21 protein-coding genes and 2 tRNA genes are annotated in these 22,565 nt (G+C 70.4%); 16 read left to right on the plus strand and 7 right to left on the minus strand.

What is annotated here, in order from left to right; all coding sequences use genetic code 11:
• The first annotated feature begins 2 nt into the window (after positions 1–2).
• The 5 genes from FVP77_RS16345 to FVP77_RS16365 all read left to right on the plus strand — a co-directional run bounded on the left by FVP77_RS16345 (position 3) and on the right by FVP77_RS16365 (position 5,914).
• Positions 3–1,037 carry an ABC transporter permease gene (locus FVP77_RS16345; RefSeq protein WP_147895574.1) on the plus strand — a complete coding sequence of 345 codons (1,035 nt, stop codon included), beginning with the start codon at positions 3–5 and terminating at the stop codon, positions 1,035–1,037.
• Positions 1,038–1,040: 3 nt separating this feature from the next.
• Positions 1,041–2,804 carry a dipeptide/oligopeptide/nickel ABC transporter permease/ATP-binding protein gene (locus tag FVP77_RS16350; RefSeq protein WP_147895575.1) on the plus strand — a complete coding sequence of 588 codons (1,764 nt, stop codon included), beginning with the start codon at positions 1,041–1,043 and terminating at the stop codon, positions 2,802–2,804.
• Entirely contained in the window at positions 2,801–3,574 is a 774-nt protein-coding gene (locus FVP77_RS16355; RefSeq protein WP_147895576.1) for an ABC transporter ATP-binding protein, read from the plus strand. The genes FVP77_RS16350 and FVP77_RS16355 overlap by 4 nt, the downstream gene beginning before the upstream one ends.
• 44 nt (positions 3,575–3,618) lie before the next feature.
• Positions 3,619–4,806 carry a M20 metallopeptidase family protein gene (locus FVP77_RS16360; protein ID WP_246134144.1) on the plus strand — a complete coding sequence of 396 codons (1,188 nt, stop codon included), beginning with the start codon at positions 3,619–3,621 and terminating at the stop codon, positions 4,804–4,806.
• Between the two features lie 124 nt (positions 4,807–4,930).
• Entirely contained in the window at positions 4,931–5,914 is a 984-nt protein-coding gene (locus FVP77_RS16365) for a hypothetical protein (protein ID WP_147895578.1), read from the plus strand.
• Positions 5,915–5,987: 73 nt separating this feature from the next.
• Here the strand turns inward: FVP77_RS16365 and FVP77_RS16370 are convergent, their stop codons facing one another.
• Positions 5,988–7,598, minus strand: a complete 1,611-nt coding sequence (locus FVP77_RS16370) for a phytoene desaturase family protein (RefSeq protein ID WP_147895579.1) — start codon at positions 7,596–7,598, stop codon at positions 5,988–5,990.
• Between the two features lie 124 nt (positions 7,599–7,722).
• Between FVP77_RS16370 and FVP77_RS16375 the strand changes: the two genes are divergently transcribed.
• From FVP77_RS16375 to FVP77_RS16390, 4 genes are all read left to right on the plus strand, one after another.
• Positions 7,723–8,532: an inositol monophosphatase family protein gene (locus tag FVP77_RS16375; protein WP_147895580.1), complete on the plus strand. Its 810-nt coding sequence runs from the start codon at positions 7,723–7,725 to the stop codon at positions 8,530–8,532.
• A 149-nt stretch (positions 8,533–8,681) separates the two neighbouring features.
• Positions 8,682–10,010: a M23 family metallopeptidase gene (locus FVP77_RS16380; RefSeq protein ID WP_187266999.1), complete on the plus strand. Its 1,329-nt coding sequence runs from the start codon at positions 8,682–8,684 to the stop codon at positions 10,008–10,010.
• Positions 10,011–10,074: 64 nt separating this feature from the next.
• Positions 10,075–10,146: transfer RNA gene (locus tag FVP77_RS16385), tRNA-Thr, on the plus strand.
• A gap of 34 nt (positions 10,147–10,180) precedes the next feature.
• A tRNA-Met gene (locus tag FVP77_RS16390) sits at positions 10,181–10,254 on the plus strand.
• Positions 10,255–10,461: 207 nt separating this feature from the next.
• Here FVP77_RS16390 and FVP77_RS16395 read toward each other — a convergent pair.
• Positions 10,462–11,796 (minus strand): D-alanyl-D-alanine carboxypeptidase family protein, encoded by a 1,335-nt coding sequence (locus FVP77_RS16395; RefSeq protein WP_147895581.1) that lies wholly within the window; start codon positions 11,794–11,796, stop codon positions 10,462–10,464.
• 180 nt (positions 11,797–11,976) lie between these two features.
• On the opposite strand from FVP77_RS16395, the gene FVP77_RS16400 reads away from it, so the two are divergent.
• Complete coding sequence (locus tag FVP77_RS16400; protein ID WP_222707752.1) at positions 11,977–13,026, plus strand: zinc-binding dehydrogenase; 1,050 nt, start codon at positions 11,977–11,979, stop codon at positions 13,024–13,026.
• A 21-nt stretch (positions 13,027–13,047) separates the two neighbouring features.
• Here the strand turns inward: FVP77_RS16400 and FVP77_RS16405 are convergent, their stop codons facing one another.
• The 3 genes from FVP77_RS16405 to FVP77_RS16415 all read right to left on the minus strand — a co-directional run bounded on the left by FVP77_RS16405 (position 13,048) and on the right by FVP77_RS16415 (position 16,937).
• Positions 13,048–13,935, minus strand: coding sequence for a helix-turn-helix transcriptional regulator (locus FVP77_RS16405; protein ID WP_147895582.1), 888 nt, complete (start codon positions 13,933–13,935; stop codon positions 13,048–13,050).
• Between the two features lie 76 nt (positions 13,936–14,011).
• Positions 14,012–16,312 (minus strand): acid phosphatase, encoded by a 2,301-nt coding sequence (locus tag FVP77_RS16410; RefSeq protein WP_147895583.1) that lies wholly within the window; start codon positions 16,310–16,312, stop codon positions 14,012–14,014.
• Positions 16,313–16,436: 124 nt separating this feature from the next.
• The gene (locus FVP77_RS16415; protein ID WP_147895584.1) at positions 16,437–16,937 is read right to left on the minus strand and encodes a MarR family winged helix-turn-helix transcriptional regulator; all 501 of its coding nucleotides are present in this window, start codon (positions 16,935–16,937) and stop codon (positions 16,437–16,439) included.
• Positions 16,938–17,040: 103 nt separating this feature from the next.
• On the opposite strand from FVP77_RS16415, the gene FVP77_RS16420 reads away from it, so the two are divergent.
• Both FVP77_RS16420 and FVP77_RS16425 read left to right on the plus strand, forming a co-directional pair.
• Positions 17,041–17,394, plus strand: coding sequence for a DUF7882 family protein (locus FVP77_RS16420; protein WP_147895585.1), 354 nt, complete (start codon positions 17,041–17,043; stop codon positions 17,392–17,394).
• Positions 17,391–17,729, plus strand: a complete 339-nt coding sequence (locus FVP77_RS16425) for a hypothetical protein (protein ID WP_147895586.1) — start codon at positions 17,391–17,393, stop codon at positions 17,727–17,729. The genes FVP77_RS16420 and FVP77_RS16425 overlap by 4 nt, the downstream gene beginning before the upstream one ends.
• 72 nt (positions 17,730–17,801) lie before the next feature.
• Here FVP77_RS16425 and FVP77_RS16430 read toward each other — a convergent pair whose 3' ends face one another.
• Entirely contained in the window at positions 17,802–18,755 is a 954-nt protein-coding gene (locus tag FVP77_RS16430) for a manganese catalase family protein (RefSeq protein ID WP_147895727.1), read from the minus strand.
• 124 nt (positions 18,756–18,879) lie between these two features.
• On the opposite strand from FVP77_RS16430, the gene FVP77_RS16435 reads away from it, so the two are divergent.
• On the plus strand, positions 18,880–19,770 hold the full coding sequence (locus FVP77_RS16435; RefSeq protein ID WP_147895587.1) for an aldo/keto reductase: 891 nt from the start codon (positions 18,880–18,882) through the stop codon (positions 19,768–19,770).
• Positions 19,771–19,785: 15 nt separating this feature from the next.
• On the opposite strand, the gene FVP77_RS16910 is transcribed toward FVP77_RS16435, so the two are convergent.
• On the minus strand, positions 19,786–19,947 hold the full coding sequence (locus FVP77_RS16910) for a hypothetical protein (RefSeq protein WP_187267000.1): 162 nt from the start codon (positions 19,945–19,947) through the stop codon (positions 19,786–19,788).
• Between the two features lie 147 nt (positions 19,948–20,094).
• On the opposite strand from FVP77_RS16910, the gene FVP77_RS16440 reads away from it, so the two are divergent.
• From FVP77_RS16440 to rpsI, 3 genes are all read left to right on the plus strand, one after another.
• A complete protein-coding gene (locus tag FVP77_RS16440) occupies positions 20,095–21,267 on the plus strand; it encodes an alcohol dehydrogenase catalytic domain-containing protein (RefSeq protein WP_147895588.1) in 1,173 nt (390 codons plus the stop codon).
• A 352-nt stretch (positions 21,268–21,619) separates the two neighbouring features.
• On the plus strand, positions 21,620–22,066 hold the full coding sequence (gene rplM, locus FVP77_RS16445) for a 50S ribosomal protein L13 (protein ID WP_116648633.1): 447 nt from the start codon (positions 21,620–21,622) through the stop codon (positions 22,064–22,066).
• A gap of 18 nt (positions 22,067–22,084) precedes the next feature.
• The gene (gene rpsI / locus FVP77_RS16450) at positions 22,085–22,564 is read left to right on the plus strand and encodes a 30S ribosomal protein S9 (RefSeq protein ID WP_116648634.1); all 480 of its coding nucleotides are present in this window, start codon (positions 22,085–22,087) and stop codon (positions 22,562–22,564) included.
• Position 22,565 lies beyond the last annotated feature (1 nt).

A 22,565-nucleotide genomic window follows, 5' to 3' on the forward strand; every position in this document is an offset into this window, starting at 1 on the left:
CGATGACCGTCTCCCCGCTCGCTCAGGCCGCACCCGGCGGAGTCACGCCGCTGCCCGGGCGGCGGGGAGACCGTCGCGTCCTCCCCGCGATCCCACCCCGTCTCGACTTCCTCCTCCGGCGCCTCGGGCGCCTGGTGATCTCGCTCGTCGTGGTCGTGATCGCCACTTTCCTCATCATCCATCTCGTCCCTGGCGACCCGGTGCGCGCGGCGCTCGGGCCGAGCGCCAGCCCGGAGCTCGTCGCCGGCATCCGTGCCGAGCTCGGACTCGACAAACCGATCTGGCAGCAGTTCGTCGACTACGTCGGCGGTCTCCTGCGCGGAGACCTCGGCGTCTCCATCAGCACGCAGCGCTCCGTGGGGGCGACCATCGCGCAGAGGTTCCCCGCCACTCTCACCCTGGCGGTGCTCGCCTTCGTCGTCGCCCTGTTCGGCGCGCTGGTCATCGGTATCCTCTCGGCCGTCTCGGTGCGCAGCGCCCGCCACCGCGCGAGCGACAACGTCTTCACCGGCTTCCTCGGGACGCTCATCGCCATCCCCGACTTCCTCCTCGCCGTCGGCCTCATCGCGCTGTTCAGCGTGACGCTCGGCTGGTTCCCCGCCGCGGGGTGGGGATCGCCCCAGCAGGCGGTGCTCCCCGTGCTCGCGCTCTCGCTCGGGCCGATGGCCTACCTCTCGCGCATCGTGCAGGTCGAGATGATCGGCGTCCTCGGCTCGACGTACATGATCACGGCCCGCAGCAAGCGGCTGCCGGCCCGCCTCGTCTACATCCGTCACGCACTGCCGAACATCATCACGGCGTCGTTGACCGTCGGCGGACTCCTCCTCAGCGGTCTGACCGCGGCGACGGTGCTGATCGAGACCGTCTTCGCGATCCCCGGCATGGGGCAGGCGACGGTGGCCGCCGTCGGCAGCAAGGACTACCCGATGATCCAGGGCGTCGTGCTCGTCTACGCGCTGACGGTGCTCGGCATCAACCTGGTCGTCGACCTCATCCTCATCACCATGGATCCCCGATCCTCGATCGTGGAAGGCTGACACATGAGCCGAACGACCGCCCGCTCCCGCCTCCTCTCCGCTCCCGCCATCGCGGCGATGGTGGGCGCGCTCCTCCTCCTCCTCATCGCGCTCTTCGCCGAGACGATCTGGGGCGCCGCCGCGACGACGACCGTCGTCCCCGAGCGTCTGCTGGGCCCGAGCCTGTCTCATCCGTTCGGCACCGACGACCTCGGGCGCGACGTGTTCGCCCGGGTGATGGTCGCCACCCGGCTGTCGCTGCTCCTCACGCTCGGTGCGACCGCCATCGGCATGACCGGCGGCATCGTCGTCGGACTGGTCGCCTCGATCCTGCCTCGGCGGCCGCGCCGGGTGGTGACGGGGTTCATCGACATCCTCCTGTCGTTCCCGTGGCTCCTGCTCGTGCTCTTCTTCTCGGCCATCTGGGGTGCGAGCGCCCTGGGCGCCATGCTCGCGATCGGGTTCGCCGGCATCCCGTCGCTCGCCCGACTGGTCTACACGATGGCGTCGTCGCTGTCGGGACGCGACTTCGTCCGCGCCGCGCGCGTGGTCGGCGTGGGCACCTTCGGAGTGCTCGGCCGGCACGTGCTCCCGAACATCGCGAACCCGTTGCTCGTGAACACCGCCGCCGCGGCGAGCGTCACGCTGCTCTCCTTCGCGGGGCTGTCGTTCCTCGGGCTCGGCGTGCAGGCGCCCGAGTACGACTGGGGTCGCCTGCTCAACGAGGGAATCCTCCGCATCTACATCAACCCGATCGCTGCGATCGGTCCCGGACTCGCGATCGTGCTCGCCGGCCTCGTCTTCACCTTCACCAGCGAAGCCCTCACCGCGCGCCGCGGTGCCGGCATCCGCGCCGTCTCGCGCCTGGCCTCCCGCGCCGTCGGCATCCCCGCCGAAGACGAGGACCTGCTCGAGACGGATGCGGCGAAGCGGCCCGTCGCCGAGACCCGCGGCCTCCGGATCGCCTTCCCCGACGGCGAGGGCGGGTCGGTCGACCGGGTGCGAGGAGTCGACCTGGTCATCGCCCCGGGCGAGACCGTCGGCATCGTCGGCGAGTCGGGATCGGGGAAGTCGCTCACGGCGATGGCGCTCGCCGGGCTCCTGGAGGAGCCCGCGGTCGTCACCGCCGACGTGCGCCGTTTCGACGGGATCGACATGTCGCGCCCCCTCAGCCGCGCCGAGGCGAGCCGCGTCGGTCAGGAGCTCGGCATGGTCTTCCAAGACCCGCTGACGTCGCTGAACCCCGCGCTCACGATCGGCCGGCAGCTCACCGAGGTGCCCGAGGTGCACATGAGGATGTCGCGATCCGACGCCCGCACGCGTGCCGCGGACGCCCTCACCTCGGTGAGCATTCCCGACGCCCGCGAGAAGCTGCGGAAGTTCCCGCACGAGTTCTCCGGCGGCATGCGCCAGCGCGCCATGATCGGCATGGCCCTCACCGGCCGCCCCCGGCTGATCATCGCCGACGAGCCCACGACGGCCCTCGACGTGACGGTGCAGCGTCAGGTGATGAGCGTCCTGCGCCGCGCGCAGCGCGAGACGGGGGCCGCGATCGTCTTCATCTCCCACGACATCGCGCTCGTGTCGGCGTTCTGCGACCGGGTCGTGGTCATGAAGGACGGGCTGATCGTCGAGGAGCTGGCGGCCGACCGCATCCGCAAGGATGCGCAGCATCCGTACACCCAGGCCCTGGTCCGGTGCCTGCCCGACATGAGCTCCGACCGCACGCGGCCGCTCCCGGTGATCTCCGCCGAAGCCGCCGCCCCGATCGCGGAGGCGACACCGTGAACGCACTCGAGATCGACGACCTCGTTGTCCGCTACAAACGCGAGACGGCGGTAGACCGCGTCTCGCTCGCGGTGCCCCACGGGCGCACCGTCGGCCTCGTCGGGGAGTCGGGGTCGGGCAAGAGCTCGATCGCCGGCGCCATCGTGGGCCTGGTGAAGCCGTCCGGCGGCGACATCCGCGTCGAGGGCGTCAGCATCGTCGGGCGGGGCGCCGAGGCGACGCGCGCGCGCCGGCGCACGCAGCTCGTCTTCCAGGACCCGTTCTCGGCCCTCGACCCGCTGATGTCGGTCGGCGAGTCGATCGCCGAGGCGACGCGCGCCACCGGTCGCCGGTGGAGCGCCGCGCAGAAACGCGACCGCGTGCGCGAGCTGCTCCGGCAGGTGCACATCGACCCCGATCGCGCCGGCGAGAAGCCCTCGGCGTTCTCGGGAGGGCAGCGCCAGCGCATCACGATCGCCCGAGCCCTGGCGGGGGAGCCCGCCGTGCTCATCGCCGACGAGGTGACCTCGGCCCTCGACGTCTCGGTGCAGGGCGCGGTGCTGAATCTCCTTCGCGAGCTGCAGCAGAAGCTCGACCTGTCGATCCTCTTCATCTCGCACAACCTCGCCGTCGTCCGCTACATCAGCGACGAGATCTGCGTCATGCGCCACGGGCGGATCGTCGAGGCCGGCGAGACGGAGAGCCTGCTCGACAACCCGACCGAGACCTACACGCGCGAGCTGCTCGACGCGGTGCCCGTGCTCGGTCGCCGCATGGAATTCGGCGAGTGACGCCGCGATGACGCTCGATGACTGACCCCGGATATGTTCGAGGAGTGACCCCTCCGATCATCGCCCCGCCCGAACTGCTGTCGTCGCTCGTCTCGCTGCGACGGCTGCTGCACGCCGAGGCCGAGGTCGGGCTCGACCTGCCCCGCACGCAGCGGCGCATCATCGAGGCGCTCGCCGACCTCGATCTCGAGATCACGACGGGCGAGCGGCTGAGTTCGGTCACGGCCGTGCTCCGCGGAGGCCGGCCGGGGCCGGTCGTGCTCTTGCGCTCAGACATGGACGCCCTGCCGGTCGTCGAGGCGACGGGGCTGCCGTTCGCCGCCGACGGTGCGATGCACGCCTGCGGTCACGACCTCCATATGGCGGGTCTCATCGGGGCCGCGCGGCTGCTCGCGGCGCACCGCGATGAGCTGCCGGGCACCGTGGTCTTCATGTTCCAGCCCGGGGAGGAGGGCTACGGCGGCGGGCGCATCATGCTCGAGGAGGGTGTGCTGGATGCTGCCGGCGACCGCCCCGTCGCCGCCTACGCCGTCCACGTGGACTGCACGACCGAGGGCGGCACCGCCGTCACCCGGCAGGGACCGATCATGGCGAGCGCCAGTGGGCTCCGGGTGCGCGTGCGGGGAACCGGCGGCCACGCCGCCTGGCCCGAGAACGCGATAGACCCGATGCCCGTCGCCGCCGAGATCGTGCTCGCCCTCCAGTCGTTCGTCTCCCGCCGTGTGCCCGCGACCGACCCCGCCGTGGTGTCGGTCACCCGCATCTCCTCCGACTCCGCGGCCGGCAACGTGCTCTCGGCGACGGTCGACCTCCAGGCGAGCGTGCGCACGCTCTCGCCTCAGACCCTCCAGCTCGTCCGCGAGGAGCTCCCGCGCCTGGTGACGGCGATCGGCGAGGCGCACGGCTGCACCGTCGACGCCGCGTTCATCGAGGGCTACCCGGTGACCGTGAACGACCCCGACGAGACCGCAATCGTCCTCGGCATTCTCGACGAGCTCTACGGGGCCGACCGGGTGGTGCGCATGCCCCAGCCGTCCATGGCCTCGGAGGACTTCGCGTACGTGCTCGAGGAGGTGCCCGGCACGCTCGTGTTCCTCGGCGTGCGCCCGGAGGCCACGCCCGCAGCATCCGCCCCGGGCATGCACTCCGAGGGGGCCGTCTTCGACGACGGACTTCTCGACGCTCACGCGGTGCTGCTCGCCCAGCTCGCCTGGCGCCGCCTCATCCGCTGAGCCCCGCATCGTCCCCTCCCCAGAGGTCGTTCTCGGGCCGGGAGTCGCGGATGCCGCGCAGCACCGGTCGCAGAACGCGGCGCGTGACAGGATGGAGGCGATTCCGTCGCGGAGGAGGACCACCATGACCGCTCCCCACTCACCGTCCCCGTACTCCGGGCCCCCCGCTCCGGCGGACCACGAAGGCACGCCACGTCCGCAGCTGCTGCGCTGGGCGATCTGGGTCGCGATCTTCGCGCTCATCGCCGCGGCCATCGTCTGCGTCGTCTGGGTGCTCGTCGGTCCCGAGAACGGGCTCATCGGGCGTGCGTTCCTCACGATCCTGCTGCTGGCGGCCTTCGCCGGCGTGGCGATCCTCGAGACGCATCTCGCTCCGCGCCGACCCGACTGGTTCGCGCTGACGAGCATGGTCGTCTGGGTCGTCACGCTGCTGCTCGGCGCGTTCCTCATCTGGATGCCGGTCGACCCCTTCGACTACACGGGCGGCTTCGGGCGCTTCGTGTCGTTCCTCGCGATCATCCTGGTGCTGCAGCTGGCCGTGCTCCACGTGCGCCTGTTCGCCAAGGCGATGGCGCGCAACAGCACCGGGTTCACCCGCGCCACCGGCTTCATCACCATCGGCCTCGTCGCCGTCCTCGCGGTGCTGCTCGTGCTGCCGCTCACCTTCCACGAGTTCATCGACTTCCACGACCTGTACTGGCGCATAGTGGTCGCCGTGACCATCCTCGCCGCGGTCGGCACCGCGCTGGTGCCCCTCGTGAACGCGCTGTTCGCGCCCAAGCGCGAGCGTCCGGTGCCCGATGCGTCCGGATACGCACCGGTCGCGCAGGCGCCCGGGTACGCCCCCGGCTACCCGCAGCAGCAGCAGACTGCGGGCTACGCGCATCCCGCCCAGCCGGCCGCGCAGCCGTGGCCGACCTACGCCGACGGGGTCACTCCGCTCCCGGTGCTGCCTGACGGCTCGCCCGACTGGAACGCGTACTACACCGGCCAGCCGAGCCAGCCCGCTCCGCAGCATCCGCCCGTCGACCAGCAGGCGCCGCAGCCGCCCGCACCGCCGGCCGGCTACCAGGGCTTCCCGCCGCCGCCCCCGATGCCCCCGAGCTGACCCGTCGTTCCTGAGATGCCCCGATCCGGGCCCACCGCCGTGTGGGAGGCCCCGGGTCGGGACATCTCGCGCATCAGGCGCCGAGGAGCTCCAGGGCGGCCATCGCCGCATTGTGTCCGCCGATGCCGCTGACCGCACCTCCGCGGCGGGCCGACGACCCGCACAGCAGCACGCGCTCGTGTCCGCTGTCGACGCCCCAGCGGGCCGCCGGGCGGTCGAGGTCGTCGTCGTCGTCGGCCCATGGCCACGAGAGCGGGCCGTGGAAGATGTCGCCCCCGACCATCCCGAGCGACCGTTCGAGGTCGGCGGTCGTGCGCGCCTCGATGCACGGCGTGCCGTCGGGCGCCTCGTAGACGACATCGGCGATGGGCTCGGCCAGCACCGAGTCCAGCGAGCGCTGCGCTGCGGCCAGCAGGGCGGCGCGGCTCGCCGCAGCATCCGTCCCCTCGACCAGCCGGTGCGGAACCTGCAGCCCGAACAGGGTCAGGGTCTGAGCGCCCTCGGCGCGCAGCTCCGGGCCGAGGATCGAGGGGTCGGTGAGCGAGTGGCAGTAGATCTCGGCCGGGAGCGGTGACGGCACGCGCCCGGCCACGGCCTGTGCGTAGGCCGTGTCGAGCTGGGTCATCGTCTCGTTGACGTGGAACGTGCCGGCAAACGCCGCCTCGGGGGCGACCGTCTCGTCATGCAGGCGGGGGAGCCGGCGCAGCAGCATGTTGACCTTGACCTGCGCGCCCTCGGCGACCGGGGGCGCGGGGGTCGGCGGGGGAGTGACGTGGGCGGCGGCGCCGGCGGCCAGCAGCCGTTCGAGCACGTCGCGCCCGACGCCGCTGAGCACGAGGCGTCCGCGCAGCACCTCGGGATCGCGGCCCCCGACGTGCACCTCGCCGTCGGGGGTCACCGAGGTCACGTCGGCGTTCACCCGCACCTCGGCGCCGGCCTCGCGCGCGGCGCGTTCGAGTTCGGCCGAGACGCGTCCCATGCCGCCGACGGGCACGTCCCAGTCGCCCGTGCCGCCCCCGATCACGTGGTAGAGGAAGCACCGGTTCTGGGCGAGAGAGGGGTCGTCGGCCGATGCGAAGGTGCCGATGAGCCCGTCGGTGAGTGCGATGCCGCGGACGAGGTCCGACTCCAGCGAGCGCCGCAGCGCCGTGCCCAACGGGCGCTCGACGACGTCGGTCCACAGGGCGTCGTCGCCGAGCCGCTCGCGCATGGCCGCCGCAGTCGTGAGGGGTTCGGTCATCGACGGGAAGATCGTGCGCGCGAGCGGCCCCATCCGCGACGTGAACGCCGCGTAGCGGGCGGCCTCGTCGGGGTCACCGACGGTGCGCGCGAAAGAGGCCTCGGTGGCCGCCGCATCCGCCGTGTCGACGAGGATCCCGCGGCTCGGGTCGGCCGGGTCGGGCGTGTACGACGAGAACCGTCGGCGTCGCAGATCGATGCGCAGGCCGAGGTCGTCGACGATGCGGCGGGGGAGCAGGCTCACAAGGTACGAGTAACGCGACAGCGACGCATCCACGCCGGCCCACGGGCGCTCCGACACCGCGGCCCCGCCGACGGCGCCGAGGCGCTCGAGCACGACGACGCTGCGCCCCGCCCGCGCGAGGTACGCGGCGGCGACGAGCGCGTTGTGGCCCCCTCCGACGATGACCACGTCGTGCGTGCGGGAGAAGGGTGCGCGGCTCATGCCTCCACGCTACCGACCTCGCCCGCCGGGGTTCACGGCTTGCGAGGCAGCCGTCGGTCGGAGCGAGCCGGGCACGGGGAGGAGGGGCGAGGACGGATGCTGCGCGCCGCACTAGCGTGGAGGCATGACCTCTCCGAGCGAGCTGCTGAGCCTGGCCGTCGACATCGCCCTCGAAGCGGGAGAGCTGGCGCACCGCCGCCGCACCGAGGGCGTCACGATCGCAGCGACGAAGTCGGCGCTCGCCGACATCGTCACCGAGGCCGATCGGGAGGTCGAGACGCTCGTGCGCGACCGTATCGCCGCAGCGCGTCCCGACGACGGGTTCCTCGGCGAGGAGGGCGGTGCGGGGCGTGGCAGCACGGGGATCACCTGGGTGGTCGATCCGATCGACGGCACCGTGAACTACGCGTACGGCATCCCGGCCTGGGCCGTGAGCATCGCCGCCGTCGAGGTGGCCGACGGCGACGGCGAGCCCGACACGGCGACCTGGACCGCCCTCGCCGGCGTCGTCTACAACCCCGTCGTCGGAGAGCTCTTCCGCGCCTCGCGCGGCGGCGGCGCCTGGCTCGGTGAGCATCGACTGCACGTGAACGACGAGGTGGGCCCGGCCGGCGCGCTGCTGGCGACCGGCTTCGGCTACGACCCCGCCACCCACGCCGCGGCGCTCGAGCAGCAGGCGCGCATCATGCCCATCGCGCGCGATATCCGTCGGATCGGTGCGGCCTCGCTCGACATCGCGTACGTCGCCGCGGGACGGCTGGACGGGTACTACGAGCGAGGGCTGCAGCCCTGGGACCACGCGGCGGCCACCCTGCTCGTCACCGAGGCCGGTGGCGTCGCGGCGGGCGCTCCGGGCGGTGCGCCGGGTCGAGAGATGACGATCGTCGCCGGACCGGGGCTTTTCCCGCGGCTCGACGCCCTGATCGACTATTGAGCCCGTCGGTCGGGGTCGCCCACATGGCATTCCCAGGGCGTCCCATGTAGTGTTTACCCGATCGTTATCTTCGTCGCCCGAACGGCGGAGACGCCCCGAAAAGCCCGATTCCGTCGCGCCTGCGACACGACCCGAGAGCACTCTGCGCGTTGTCCGAAACCCCCGAAGTCGAGCCCGCTCGCACGCGACGGTCGACTCGCCCCTCCGCGGCGCCCGCCGCCGAGCCGCGGCAGCTGACTCGAGCCGAGCTGCGGCGTCTCGCCCAGGGCGCTCCTGCGGCTGAGACCGCGATCGAGCCTCGACCCGCCGTCTCCGCTCCCGCGCGCCGCCGTGCGCGTCCCGCCGCCGACGTCCCCGCCGCATCCGTTCCCGTCTCGGAGGCCGTCGTCGCCACGGTCGAGCCGACGCCCACCCTGCTGCCGACGTCGCCGATCGTCCTGCCCGCTGCGTCGCGCCGCTCACGTGTGCGCCCTCCTCGTGAGACCCCCGCGGTCTTCGAACTCCTGACGCCGGGTGATGCGTCCAACGGCCCGATCGCCTTCGCCGCCGCCGCGGCCGACGAGGCGCTCGCCGCCGACACCGCCTCGGCCGAGGCCGCCGCCGATGCCCGGGCGCAGGAAGCGCTCGACGAGTTCGAGGCCGCTGCACGCCTGTTCGCCTTCACCGGCGAGACCCCCGTGCAGGTCGCCGCCGAGGCGCTCGCCGATGATGCTCCCGCCGAGGCCCCGCACGTGCCCGCACGTCGTCAGGGCCTCTTGTCGTTCAAGCGCGTCGCGACCGCCTCCTTCTCGGTCGGCGTCTTCGGCGTCGTGGGGCTCATGGCCGTCGGTATGACGACACCGGTCGGAGCTGTCGCTGCGGCTCAGGGATCGTCGTCTACGAGCACGAACCTCCTCGTGGCCTCGGACGTCGCGAGCGAGCCGGGCGAGATTCAGGCGTATGTCGCCCCCGCCGACGTGCAGGCCGGTGCGCTGGAGCGCACCGACGGGTACGAGGCCGCGTCGATGGCCAAGATCGCCGCCGACTCGGGCATCACGAACTTCTCCGACTTCTTCGTCAACGATCCGACGGCTGCCATCCAGTGGCCGTTCTCGGTGGGCGTGCCGATCAGCTACGGCTTCGGCATGCGCTCGGGCACGATGCACGAGGGCGCCGACTTCGTGCCGGGTGCCGGCTCGCCGGTGCAGGCGATCGCCGACGGCACGGTGCGGATCGCGACCGAGTCGGGCGGCGCCTACGGCGTCACGGTGGTCATCGACCACATCATCGACGGCGAACTCGTCTCGAGCCGTTACGCCCACATGCAGTACGGGTCGCTCAAGGTCTCGGCGGGCGAGAAGGTCACCGTCGGAACCGTCATCGGCAACACCGGCAACACGGGCCGTTCGTTCGGCGCGCACACGCACTTCGAGATCCTGGCGGGCGGCACGACCGCCATCGACCCGATCCCGTGGCTCCGGGAGCACACCGGAGGCTGACACGATTTCTTGAGGATGCCGGGGCTCTGGTATTCTCTTCTAGTTGCCCAGCATCGCTGGGTACGCCCCGATAGCTCAGTGGTAGAGCACTTCCATGGTAAGGAAGGGGTCGACAGTTCAAACCTGTCTCGGGGCTCGAAGCATCCACGTCACTCCACCGGATGCTGTGCGGCGGGGTAGCTCAGTTGGTGAGAGCGCACGACTCATAATCGTGAGGTCGCGGGTTCAAGCCCCGCTCCCGCTACCGCGAAAAGCGCCCCTGTGAAGGGGCGCTTTCCTGTTTGTGCTCCGTGCTGCGTCGATCTCGACGGCGGTCTTCGCCGTAGGCGATGGCGCCGAGGTAGGACGATATTGCGAGGATCGTCCTACGTTCGCGCCGTTTCCTACGTTGGGAACGACGGGCGGATGCCGCGCGAGAGACCCGCTCTGCGGAACGTGACGAGAGCCGCGCTCAGCCGAGCTCGTCGGGATGCGTCAGCCGCCACCACTCGCTCGGGGGCTTGATCTCGCCCTGGATCGTCACGGGGGCGGTGGCGGTGTGCGGCCCGGCGGTCCACGTGACGGTGCCGACGACTTCGCCGTCCTCGTAGGTGACGGGTGCCGTCGTATTCATCGCGACCGTGATCGGCGTGTCCGACCACGTGAAGATCGATGCGTCCTCGGCGATGACCATCCGTGCCGACGACCCCCACGCGGTGGTGAGCGAACCGACCTGCTCGCCGGCCGTGGCGACCGGCACGGTGTGGAATCCGCTGCGGAGGCTCTCGAGCGTCGCGACCACGCTCTCGTTGATCGCGGCAGTGGAGTAGCCGCCGAGGGCGACACCCGTCACGCTGAGCGGCGCGGCCGCGCCGACATCGAGGCTCGCCGTGTACAGGAGGTTGTAGGTGCCCTCGCCGAGGTTCCCCGTCTTCAGGCCGGTGATCCCGGCGGTACCGATCAGGCCGTTCGTGTTGCGGACGGTGCCCGCACCGCCCAGAGTGATCGCCGGAGTCGCGGCGATCCGCGCGATGACGGGGTTCGCCGCGGCGATCTTGCCGAGGGCGAGCAGGTCGGTCGGCGTGCTCGTGTTGCGCCGGTCGAGGCCGGTGGGCTCGACGAGGGTCGTGCTGTCGAGGCCGTTCGCGGCGAGCCATCGCCGTGCGGCGCTGACGAAGGCGCCCTGCGATCCGAATGCCCAGGTCGACACGACTTCGGCGTAGTTGCTCGCCGACGGGATGAGCATCGTCGAGAGCGCGTCGCGCAACGACATCTCGCTGCCGGTCGGCATCGCAGCGATCGTCGCACCGCGCACGTAGTACTCGTCGTAGAGGTCGTTGTCGGCCTCATCGAAGGTGAGCGTCGGCCCGACGTCTGTGCCGTCGAGGGGCCATGCCTCGAGTACGACCAGCGCGGTGATGAGCTTGCTGATGCTCGCCATCGGCCGAACCTCGTCGGTGCCGCTGGTCAACCAGACGCCGCCGGTGTCGGGTCCGAGGTACTCCTCGCCCCCCGAGACGCTGATCGCCGCCGCACCGTCGCGGAGCAGCAGGATCGCGGCCGGCGCACCGGCGGGAGCGGTCGGCGTCTGCGATGTCACCGTCGGCGAGGCCACCGGCGCGTTCAGGGCCCACCCGACGTATGCCGTCGGGGTGCCGATCACGATCGCCAGCACGACCAGGGCGGCGATCAGCCCCCACCGCCGACGTCGGCGTCGACGCCCCGGGTCGACCTCGTCGACGGAGTCCGCGGGATCACGGCTCCACAGCTCGTCGAGTCCCACCAGTCCGTCTGGTGACGTCGTCATCGCGGGCCCCCGTCCGTAATGCTGTGTCCATCATGCACCGCGGTGCGACGGGGGCGACGGGGCGGATGCTGGGAGGCTCTGGCATTACCCGTCACGCCCGACCCTCCCGTCGCGTCGCGAAACACGATGGACTGACTACCCGCCCGCATCGGGCGGACCCTCGAAAGAAACGAAGGACTCATGAAGGCCACGTTCATGTACGGAGCCGGCGACGTGCGCGTCGAGACCGTCGCCGACCCGACTATCCAGCAGCCCACCGATGCGATCGTGCGGGTCGTGCGAGCCTGCGTGTGCGGTTCCGACCTCCACCCCTTCCACTCCATGGAGCAGTCCGACCTGGGCAGGCCCATGGGGCACGAGCTCATCGGCGTGGTGGAGGAGATCGGTGCAGCCGTCGGCTCGCTGAAGAAGGGCGACTTCGTCGTGGCTCCCTTCGCCTTCAGCGACAACACCTGCGCCTTCTGCCGCGACGGGTTCCAGACCTCCTGCCCGCACGGAGGTTTCTACGGGTCGCGCGAGGTGGGCGGGCTCCAGGCCGAGTTCGCCCGTATCCCGCAGGCCGACGGATCGCTCGTCGTCGTACCCGACGTCGACCCGGGCGCGGCCGATGAGAAGCTGCTCGCGTCGCTGCTGACGCTCTCGGACGTCTACCTGACCGGCTACCACGCCGCCCACATGGGCCGCGTCGGACCGGGCAAGGTCGTCACGGTCATCGGCGACGGTGCCGTCGGACTGTCGGCGGTGCTCGCCGCTCGGCAGCTGGGCGCCGAGCAGATCATCCTCATGGGCCGTCATCGGTCCCGCACCGATCTGGGCGTGGAGTTCGGCGCGACCGAGGTCGTGGCTGAACGGGGGGAGGAGGGGATCTCCCGTGTCATGGATCTCACCCGCGGCGAGGGCAGCCATGTCGTCCTCGAGGCCGTCGGCCACATGCCGGCCTACGAACAGGCTTACGGGATCGTCCGTCCGGGCGGCATCATCTCGCGAGTCGGGGTGCCGCAGTACGAGGAGGCGCCGATCGGATTCGGATCGCTCTTCGGCAAGAACGCCACCCTGACCGGCGGGCCGGCGCCCGTGCGCGCCTACATGGAGCCGGCGATCCGTCAGGTTCTGACGGGCGAGATCGACCCCGGTCGTGTGTTCGACCGGGTGGTCGGCATCGACGAGGTGCCCGCGGGCTACGCCGCGATGGATGCGCGCGAGGCGCTGAACGTCATGGTCAAGATGTGAGGCCGTCGCGGGCGTCGGGTGTCAGAGGACGGCGGATGCTGCGGAGTCGGCCGCGTTCGCCGCATCCTGGCTCGCAGCCCACGAGGCGAGCATCTTCAGGGCGTCGGCGGTCGGCGACCCCGCGGGCGCGGTGTAGACGTTCATGACGAGTCCCGGTTCGCTCGGCAGTTCCATCGACTCGTAGTTCAGGTCGAGGTCGCCGACGACGGGGTGATGGAGCCGCTTGACGCCGCTGCGGTGGTATTTCACATCGCGCGAGGCCCACCGCTGGCGGAACAGCTCGCTCTGGGTCGAGAGCTCGCCCACGAGGCGGATCAGCCCTTCGTCGTGCGGGGCGCGCCCCGCTTCGAGGCGTAGCATCGCGGCCGCATCGTTCGCGACCTGGTCGTAGTCGCGCCAGAACTCGCGGGCAGCGGGATTCAAGTACGTGAATCGGGTGGTGTTCACCGGTCGGCGCGGATCATCGAACACGGGGGCGTACAGCGCGCGCCCCATTCGGTTCGCGGCCAGGATGTCGTGCCGCCCGTTGCGCACCCACGCCGGTGCATCGGCCATGGCATCGAGCACCTGCGCCACCGCCGGCCGCACCTCGACGTGCGTGCGCGCCGCGCGCGTGCGCCCGGGCCCCGCATTGCGGGCGAGATCGAAGAGGTACTCGCGTTCCGCTTCGTCGAGCTGCAGCGTTCGTGCAAGCGCGTCGAGCACGCTCTCGGAGGCCCCGGCGAGATTGCCCCGTTCGAGCCGCACGTAGTAGTCGACCGAGACGCCGGTGAGCATCGCGACCTCCTCCCGCCGCAGGCCGCTCACCCGGCGGTTGCCCCCGTAGGCGGGCAGGCCGGCCTGATCCGGGGAGAGGCGGGCCCGACGGGAGGTGAGGAATTCCCGGACCTCGGCGCGTGCGTCACTCATCCCTCCACGGTATTCCGGAGGGGCCCGCGGTGGGAGGCCTTGGCGCTACCTCCCACCGCGAGCCGCGGGCGCGTCGTCAGGAACGACGTGAGCGCGTTACCCGCACCCTCACGGCGACGAAGGCCGCACCGAGGGCGAGGATCCCGAGGGCCACGATCGGAAGCAGGGCCGGGGCCTCCGCGCCGGTCGCCGCGAGGGCACCGCTCGCAGGCGGCGTCGCGCGGACGGTCGGGGTCGGGCTCGCCGTGGGCGAGCCGGCCGTGACGACACCGGATGCGTCGGCGCGCAGCGACAGCGAGGCGAAGCCCGCTTTCGTGCCGGTGACGGTGGCGCTCAGGCGCTGCCCGAGGTCGGCCTCGACCGGCGTGTACGCGAGGCCGGTCGCCCCCGAGATGACCTCGCTGCCGCGGTACCACTGGTACGACAGCTGCACCGGGGCCGGCCCCCAGGTTCCCGGCGTCAGGGTGAGGGGATCTCCGACGACGGGCGCGCCGTGGATCGACGGAGTCCCCGCGGTCAGGGCCTCGAGAGCCGGCGTCGCGTTGATCAGCCGCAGCACTCCGTCGCGTGCTTCGAGGGTGGGCGTGTACCCGGCGGGAAGGCCGGTGAACCGCACGGCGTCCTCGTCGATCGCGGGCGCCGAGCCCGCGTAGGTCGCGATCACGACGTCGTCGGCGGGCACGAAGCCGTCGGCGACGGTGACTGTGAGCGACCCGTCAACGTCGATGTCGCCGGCCACCCGCAGCGCGGGCTCGGCGGAGTCGACCGTCAGTCGCAGCTCGCCGCCCGTTCCCACGGTCAGATCCCCGGCCACGACGACGGGGGCCGTCGCCGTCTCCGAGACGATGGCGTCGTCCACCGTGAGCGAGCCGGCACCGAGAGCGGTGGCCGACGATGCGACGAGCTCGCCGCCCTCGACGATCGTGTCGCCGGTGTAGGAGTTGTCGCCGGCGAGAGTGAGCGAACCGGTCCCGGTCTTGGTGAGCGCTCCCGGGCCCTCGATATCGTTGCTCCACGTGTCGGCGGCGGAGAAGCCGCCGTCGGCGGCGTCCATGTCGACGGTCACGTCCTCGACGAACGCGCTGTACCCGTCGGCGGCGGCGTAGAGGTTGAGGCGTCCCCATCCCTCGGCGTCGTCGAGCAGCGCGTACCCGGACTCCAGACCGGTGGACTGCAGCACCCACCGACGCTGGTCGGCGGTGAGGTAGGGCTGGCGGGTCTCGAGCAGCACCTCGGCTCCCTTGGGCACCGCGACGGGGAGCGTCGTGTCGCCCACGCGGGGGAGGCCGTAGGTGAGTCGTTCCGCGTACAGCGCCTCGTTCGCCTCGCCGTCGGCGAACGCGTCGTCGGCCGCGGGCGTGGTCTCCAGGAGAGCCGCGGCGGCATCGAGGGCGCGCTGCTTCAGCTCGGCGTTGACCGGGTTGTTGAGGGCGGCGGCGGCCACGGCGGTCGACATCATGCGCCCGCCGATGACGTCGGCGGGGGAGTGCATGCCCGCCACGATCCGCGTGTTGCCGATCTCGGAGCCGCTGGTCAGGAGCTCCTGGAACCGTTCGGGGGTCGCGTAGGCCAGCGCGTAGGTCGCCAGCCAGCCGGCGTTGGTGTGACCGCTCGGGTACCCGCCGTCGTCCTTCCATTCGGCATCGGACTTCTTGGCCGGCTCCAGGGTCGGAAGAACGTGCACGTCGTCGCTCCAGCGGAAGGGGCGCGCGTAGTTGTAATAGGCCTTCGAGGGGTTGGTGGATGCGGAGCTCGCCCGGAAGGTGTTGACGAGCTCGACCATGGCGCCGTAGGTCGTGCCGGTGTCGGCCCAGGTGCGGTTCGAGTTGCCCGCGTCGTCGTACTTCACGGTCGTCGCGTCGGCGGGGATCTCGTCGGGGATCGAGGTGCCGGCATTCGTGCCGGTTCGGAACTCCGCAGCGTAAGGGCCGAGACCGGCGATCGCGGAGTAGTTCTGGTTGCGGCGATCGGTGAGGTACGCCGCGATCGCCTGCTCGGGGGTGCGCGTCCGGGTGATCCGCGCCGACTCGGCGATGTTCGCGTCGAGCACGGTGCGGTTCTTCACGGTGCCCACGCTCTCGGGAAGGAACTTCCCGTTCGCGTCGAACTCCGCCGTCGGCGAATCCTCGGGAGTCCAGTACTGGAGCATCGGCGAGAGGAGGCCGATCGCCGCGTTCGTCTCGGGCGTCCTGTTCGCCGACTCGTTCGTGTTCCAGGAGTCCACGAAGTAGCGTCCCCAGGCGTCGGGGACCGGCGTGATGGAGTCTGCCGGCTCGGCGTGCGCGGGTGCGGCGATGCCGCACGCGAGCGCGGCGGTCAGGGCGGTCGCGAGTGCGACACGGAATCGACGCTCGTGGCGCGCGATCGGTGCGTTCATTCGGAGTTCTCCAGCGAGATCGTCGCCCGCGCCGGTGCGCGGGTCGATTCGATTGAAGACACCGATGGTCAACGGTCTGCGAACCGCAGGTGAACGGCGCGCTCTCTCGGGCGCCCCTCGCGGGTCAGTGGGTCTCGGCCGAGACTTGGTCGACGGCGTCCGCCATCCGCTCCAAGAAGGCGACGATCGCCTCGGCCTCCGACTCGCCGACCTCGCGGGTCGCACCCATCATCCGCTCGTGCATGTCGCCCAAGGTTGCGCGCACCGAATCGTCTGCGCTCTCCGTCGCCGAGATCGTCACACTCCGGCGGTCGGTGGGGTGGGGGCGGCGCGTGATGTAGCCGGACGTCTCCAGACGATCGAGCAGAGCCGTCGTGGATGCGGTGGACACGCCTAAGTACTTCGCCACCTCTGTCGGTGTGGCCGTGCCACTCTGCGTCCCGCGTCGGATGACGAATCTCAGAGCCGCGAGTTCGTTCTCGCCCATCGACATCGCGGCACGGGTGCGGCGGCGCATCGCCACCTCGGCCGCCTGATAGAGCCGGAGCGCCTGAAGGAGCCGGCGACCGCGCGCCGCCTGCTCCTCACTGGAGTACCAGTAGGCGCTCGTGTCGTTCAGCGTCATGGAAACCATCCTCGAGATCGGCGTTTGCCTAATTGCTAGCCTAACTAGTAACGTAACCAGCGAGCAACAAGGCATACGAGTTATCAGGGAAACGGGGTCAGTCATGGCACAGCTTTACTACGGCAACAGCGCCGATCCGATCGAGATGCCCGACAGACTGCTGGCCCACGTGAAGGTCGTCCTCGCGACCAAGCTGCGTCGAAGCGAAAGCTTCACCCTGTCGTGGCAGCACCCCGATGACGCCGTCGGTGCGCGGTCCACCATCTGGATCCAGCCCTCCATACCCCTGCGTTTCGTCTTCTCCTCCCCAGAGCCCGAGGCGCTCGATCCCGCCTTCCTCAAAGAACTCGCGAATGCCGCGAACTCGTCAGGCGGTCTGACCATCGACACGAGCACTCCGGTGCCGGCCTCCGAGGCGGCTCCCGATCGCCCCCGCGCCGTTCTCCGGGCCGCATGATGACCACCGTCGCCCCGGCACTGCGGAGCTTCGCCGCGCTGCGATGGTCGGAGGTCGAACCCGGCTTCCACGTCGGCGAGCGCGACGGGGAGTTCGTCGGGTATGTCGATACGAATGCCGACGGGACGTTCGTCGCCTTCGACGGCCACTCCACCGCGGTAGGCCGGTTCCGATCGCTGGCCGAAGCGAAAGCGTCCCTCCTGACGACCGATCACCCCGCGAACGTCCGCCGCGACCGCCTCACGCGGCGCGTCGCGCTCGGCGTGGCCACCGGCGTCGGGGCGGTCGCCGCGGGTCTCGCCCTCACCGCCGGAGTCCTCGCTCCCTTCCTTTGATCCCCCCTCAGGTCGCGAAGCAGAGGACCCGGCCGCCCTCACCAGGGCGGCCGGGTCCTTCTCCCTTACGGGTCAGCTCTTCATGGCTTCGAAGGTCATGTCGATGTCGGCCATCTCCATCGCGGCGGTCGCCTCGATGAGATCGCGCAGCTCCTTGTCGGCGCCCGGCGCGAATTCCTCCGGACGTTCAGGAGCAATCTCCAGGGGAGCTCCCTCAGGCGCCTGCTGCGACGCATCCAGCTCGGTGCCGTCGTTCGACGGTGACATGCCCTGGAAGATCTTGCCGGCTTCGGACTGGTCGCCCAGATCGAACGAGAACTGCTTGCTCTGCAGACCGAGGTCGACGAGGCGCTTGACCTCGGGGAACCGCTCCGCGTTCGTCTTCGGGATCGGCAGCGACGTGCGCCAGTTGACGCCCAAGGTCTCGAGAGCCTTCGCGTAGGCGTTCTCGTGAGCCTGGTCGCGCACGATCAGGTACGAGATCGTCGAGCGGGCGGTCTTGTTGTCGGTCATCTCGTACATCCGGCATTTCTGCAGGCGCCCAGTCGACTCGAGCATGAGGTTGTAGAGCAGATCGAGCACGAGGTTGCCGGAGTTGTAGACGTAGCTGCCGCTCCACGGGTTTCCTGCGGCATCGACGGGGAGGGCGCCCTGAGCGCCCACCAGGTAGTGATGGATGTTGCTGTGGTCGAGCGCGATGTTCAGCGGCGTCGCCCCTGCGGCTCCGGGCTTGTCCACCGGGTCGGACTTCTTGCCGCTGTACTGGGGCGAACCGTCGAGCAGCCGGGAGATCGTGGTGCCGATGAGTTCGACGTGCGAGATCTCCTCGGTACCGATGCCCTGGATGAGGTCCTTGTAGGGCTTGCCCGACGGCCCGCGGAAGTTGATGCTCTGGAAGAGGTACTGCATCATCGTGCGCATCTCACCGAACTGGCCGCCGAGCCCCTCCTGTAGTGCGTTCGCGGCGGCCGGGTCGGGCTCGTCCTGCTCGATGGGATTGATCAGGCGTTGGAGGTGGAAGTACACGGTGGTTCCTTTCGGGGGGAGGGAAGCCACGATCCGCCCCCTCCCTGGACGATCCGACCGCCTAGCCGAGCCCCCTGCGGTCGACTACTGTCGACGGGCCGATCGGCCGACGAAGGAGAGTGCGATGAAGACACGGATGCTGGCGCAACGCGAAGTCTCGGCGATCGGCCTCGGCGCGATGCCCCTCTCCATGAACAACGACGGGGTCTACCCCACCCCCGATGAGGCCGTCGCGACCGTGCACGCCGCCCTCGACGCCGGCGTCACGCTGATCGACACCGCCGACATCTACGCGCCGGCCTGGAACGAGGTGGGGCACAACGAGCGCATCGTCGCCGAGGCCGTCCGCACCTGGGCGGGCGACGCATCCGGGGTCCTGCTGACGACCAAAGGCGGGATCACCCGCGCCGAGGGCGAGCAGTGGGGGCGCGACGGTTCCCTCGACTACCTCCGCTCCGCGGTCGAGGCGTCGCTGCGCAACCTCGGCGTCGACAGGATCGAGTTGTACCAGTACCACCGGCCCGACCGCTCGCTCGTGTACGCCCGCATCATCGAGAACCTCGCGACGCTGCGCGATGAAGGACTCATCGGTGCGATCGGCGTCTCCAACGCCAGCGTCGAGGAGATCGAGATCGCGCAGGACGTGCTCGGCGAGGGAGGGCTCGCGAGCGTGCAGAACGAGTTCTCGCCGCGGCACCCGGGGAGCATCGACGAGCTGCGCCACTGCTCCGAGAACGGCATCGCCTTCCTGCCGTGGAGCCCGCTGGGCGGAACCGGCGGCGGAGCTCGCACCGTCGGGGATCGATTCGCCGCCTTCGCCGAGATCGCCCGAGCTCACGACGTCAGCCCGCAGCGGGTGGTGCTCGCGTGGGAGCTCGCGCTCGGCGAGACGGTGATCCCGATCCCGGGGGCGCGACGCGCATCGTCGATCGTCGACTCGGCGTCGGCGGCCGACCTGGTGCTCAGCGACGACGAGGTCGCGCGGTGCTCCTTCTCTGTGGGCATCGACGCGTGACCGCGTAGCCCGTCGTCAGAGGAGGCTGTCGGTGCCGTCGTCGTCGGCCTGGGCGGCGCGCTCGCGTATCTCGTCCTCGTCGAGGGGGATCGAAGACGTGGCGGGCGCGGACGGCGGTTCGGTCTCGGGCCGCGGGCGACCCTCGTCGTCGCCGACGGGTGGGGTGCTCTCGGTCATCGTCATTTCCTTCTTTCGGGCCGTGCGCCGGGGCCGGTGAACGGACGGGTCATCCCGACACCTTGAGGCCTGTCAACCCCCTGGGGACCCGGTGTGCACCGGCGGAGGGTGAGAGTACACCCCCGAACGAATGGAAGTGCCCCTGACATGAAGGCTCTCACGTGGCAGGGGCGGCGCGACCTCGCCGTCGTCGACGTCCCCGATCCCCGGATCGAAGAACCCGGTGACGCGATCGTGCGGATCACCTCGTCGGCCATCTGCGGCTCCGACCTGCATCTCTACGAGCTCTTCGGTCCTTTCCTGGACAAGGGCGACATCCTCGGTCACGAGCCGATGGGCGTCGTCGTCGAGGTCGGTGCCGGGGTGACGAAGCTCAAGGTCGGCGATCGCGTCGTGGTGCCGTTCAACATCTCCTGCGGCGAGTGCTTCATGTGCCGCCACGGTCTGCAGTCGCAGTGCGAGACGACGCAGGTCACCGAGTACGGCAGCGGCGCTTCGCTGTTCGGGTACACCAAGCTCTACGGGCAGGTGCCCGGCGGCCAGGCGGAATACCTGCGGGTGCCGCTGGCCGACTACAACTCCGTCGTCGTGGGCGCCGACCTCCCCGACGAGCGCTACCTCTTCCTCAGCGACATCCTGCCCACCGCCTGGCAGGGCGTGCAGTACGCCCAGGTGCCCGACGGCGGCACGCTCGCGGTGATGGGCCTCGGGCCGGTGGGGCAGTTCGTCGCCCGCATCGGCGCGCACCTCGGGTACCGCGTGATCGCCTCGGACCCGGTCGCCGAGCGGCGCGCGCTCGCTGAGAAGTACGGTGTGCAGGTCGCCGATCCCGACGAGATCGAAGGTCTCGTGAGCGAGGCGACGGAGGGGCGCGGCGCCGACGGCGTGGTCGACGCGGTCGGCATGGAGGCGCACGGCAATGCGCTCGTCTCGGCGTTCCAGAAGGCCACTGCGGTCCTGCCTGACGCGCTCGCCCGTCCCTTGATGGACAATGCGGGCGTCGACCGACTGGCCGCGCTCCATTCGGCGATCGACCTCGCTCGCCGCGGCGGGACGGTATCCATCAGCGGCGTGTACGCCGGTGACGCCGACGTGATGCCGATGAAGACGATGTTCGACAAGCAGCTCACTCTCAAAATGGGTCAGTGCAACGTCAAGCGGTGGGTCGACACCCTCCTGCCGCTCGTCGAAGACCCCGCCGATCCGCTCGGTACGACCGATCTCGTGACGCACACGGTTGGGCTCGACGACGCGCCCCGCATGTACGAGGTCTTCCAGAAGAAGGAGGACGGATGCATCAAGGTGGTGGTGAAGCCCTGACGGGCCGGTGGGCGCGCAGCAGCGCCACGCGGCCCATCGAGATCCCGCACCTGCCGCCGCTCGCTCCGCGGCAGCCGCGCACGGGTGCGGAGGGCGGGGGAGCAGCCTCTCCCCAGACCGGCGACGTGCGTGGCACGCGCCGCATCGAAGGTGCAGCGTGACCTCGGGCGCCCCGGTGAGGTTTGGATGCTGCGGACGAATGCCGTAGTCTGTCCCTTTGGTGCCTCCGCCTGACGGAGGTCACTGCGAACGTGAGCCCTCCACCGGCCTGTTCCCCGCTTTTTCCGCGGGGCAACGACCACCGGAGCGGGATTCACGAACTCCTCCGTTCGAACCAGAAAGCAGTCTCACTGTGACGCGCACATTTACCCCCAAGGCTGGCGAAATCCAGCGCGAGTGGCTTGTCATCGACGCGACCGACGTCGTGCTCGGTCGTCTCGCCTCGCACGCGGCGGTCCTCCTCCGCGGCAAGCACAAGGCGACCTTCGCCAACCACATGGATGCCGGTGACTTCGTCATCGTCATCAACGCCGAGAAGGTCGCCCTGACCGGCCAGAAGCTCGAGAAGAAGAAGGCGTACCGCCACTCCGGTTACCCGGGCGGCCTCAAGTCCGTCACCTACGGCGAGCTGATCGAGAAGAACCCCGAGCGCGCGGTCGAGAAGGCCATCCGCGGCATGCTCCCCAAGAACAGCCTGGGCGCGCAGCAGCTCCGCAAGCTCAAGGTCTACCGCGGCGCCGAGCACCCCCACGGTGCACAGCAGCCCAAGACCTACACCTTCGACCAGGTCGCCCAGTAGGCGCGAGAGATTTAGAGGATAACTATCGTGTCGGACATCGACCCCACCAACTACTCCACCGAGACGCCGCTCGACCAGGCGGCAGCCGAGGCCCCGCGCCCCGTGCTCTCCGTTCCCGGCGCGGCCGTCGGTCGCCGCAAGCAGGCCATCGCCCGCGTGCGCATCGTCCCCGGTTCGGGAACGATCACGGTCAACGGCCGCTCGTTCGAGGACTACTTCCCGAACAAGCTCCACCAGCAGCTGATCAACGACCCGTTCACGGTGCTGAACCTCACCGACGCCTACGACGTCATCGTGCGCGTCTCCGGTGGCGGCCCCTCGGGCCAGGCCGGTGCCGTGCGTCTGGGCATCGCCCGCTCGCTGAACGAGATCGACCTCGAGAACAACCGCCCGGCGCTGAAGAAGGCCGGCTTCCTGTCGCGCGACGCTCGCGTCAAGGAGCGCAAGAAGGCTGGTCTCAAGAAGGCCCGTAAGGCGCCTCAGTACTCGAAGCGCTGAG

The organism is Microbacterium hatanonis (assembly GCF_008017415.1).
Lineage (GTDB): Bacteria > Actinomycetota > Actinomycetes > Actinomycetales > Microbacteriaceae > Microbacterium > Microbacterium hatanonis.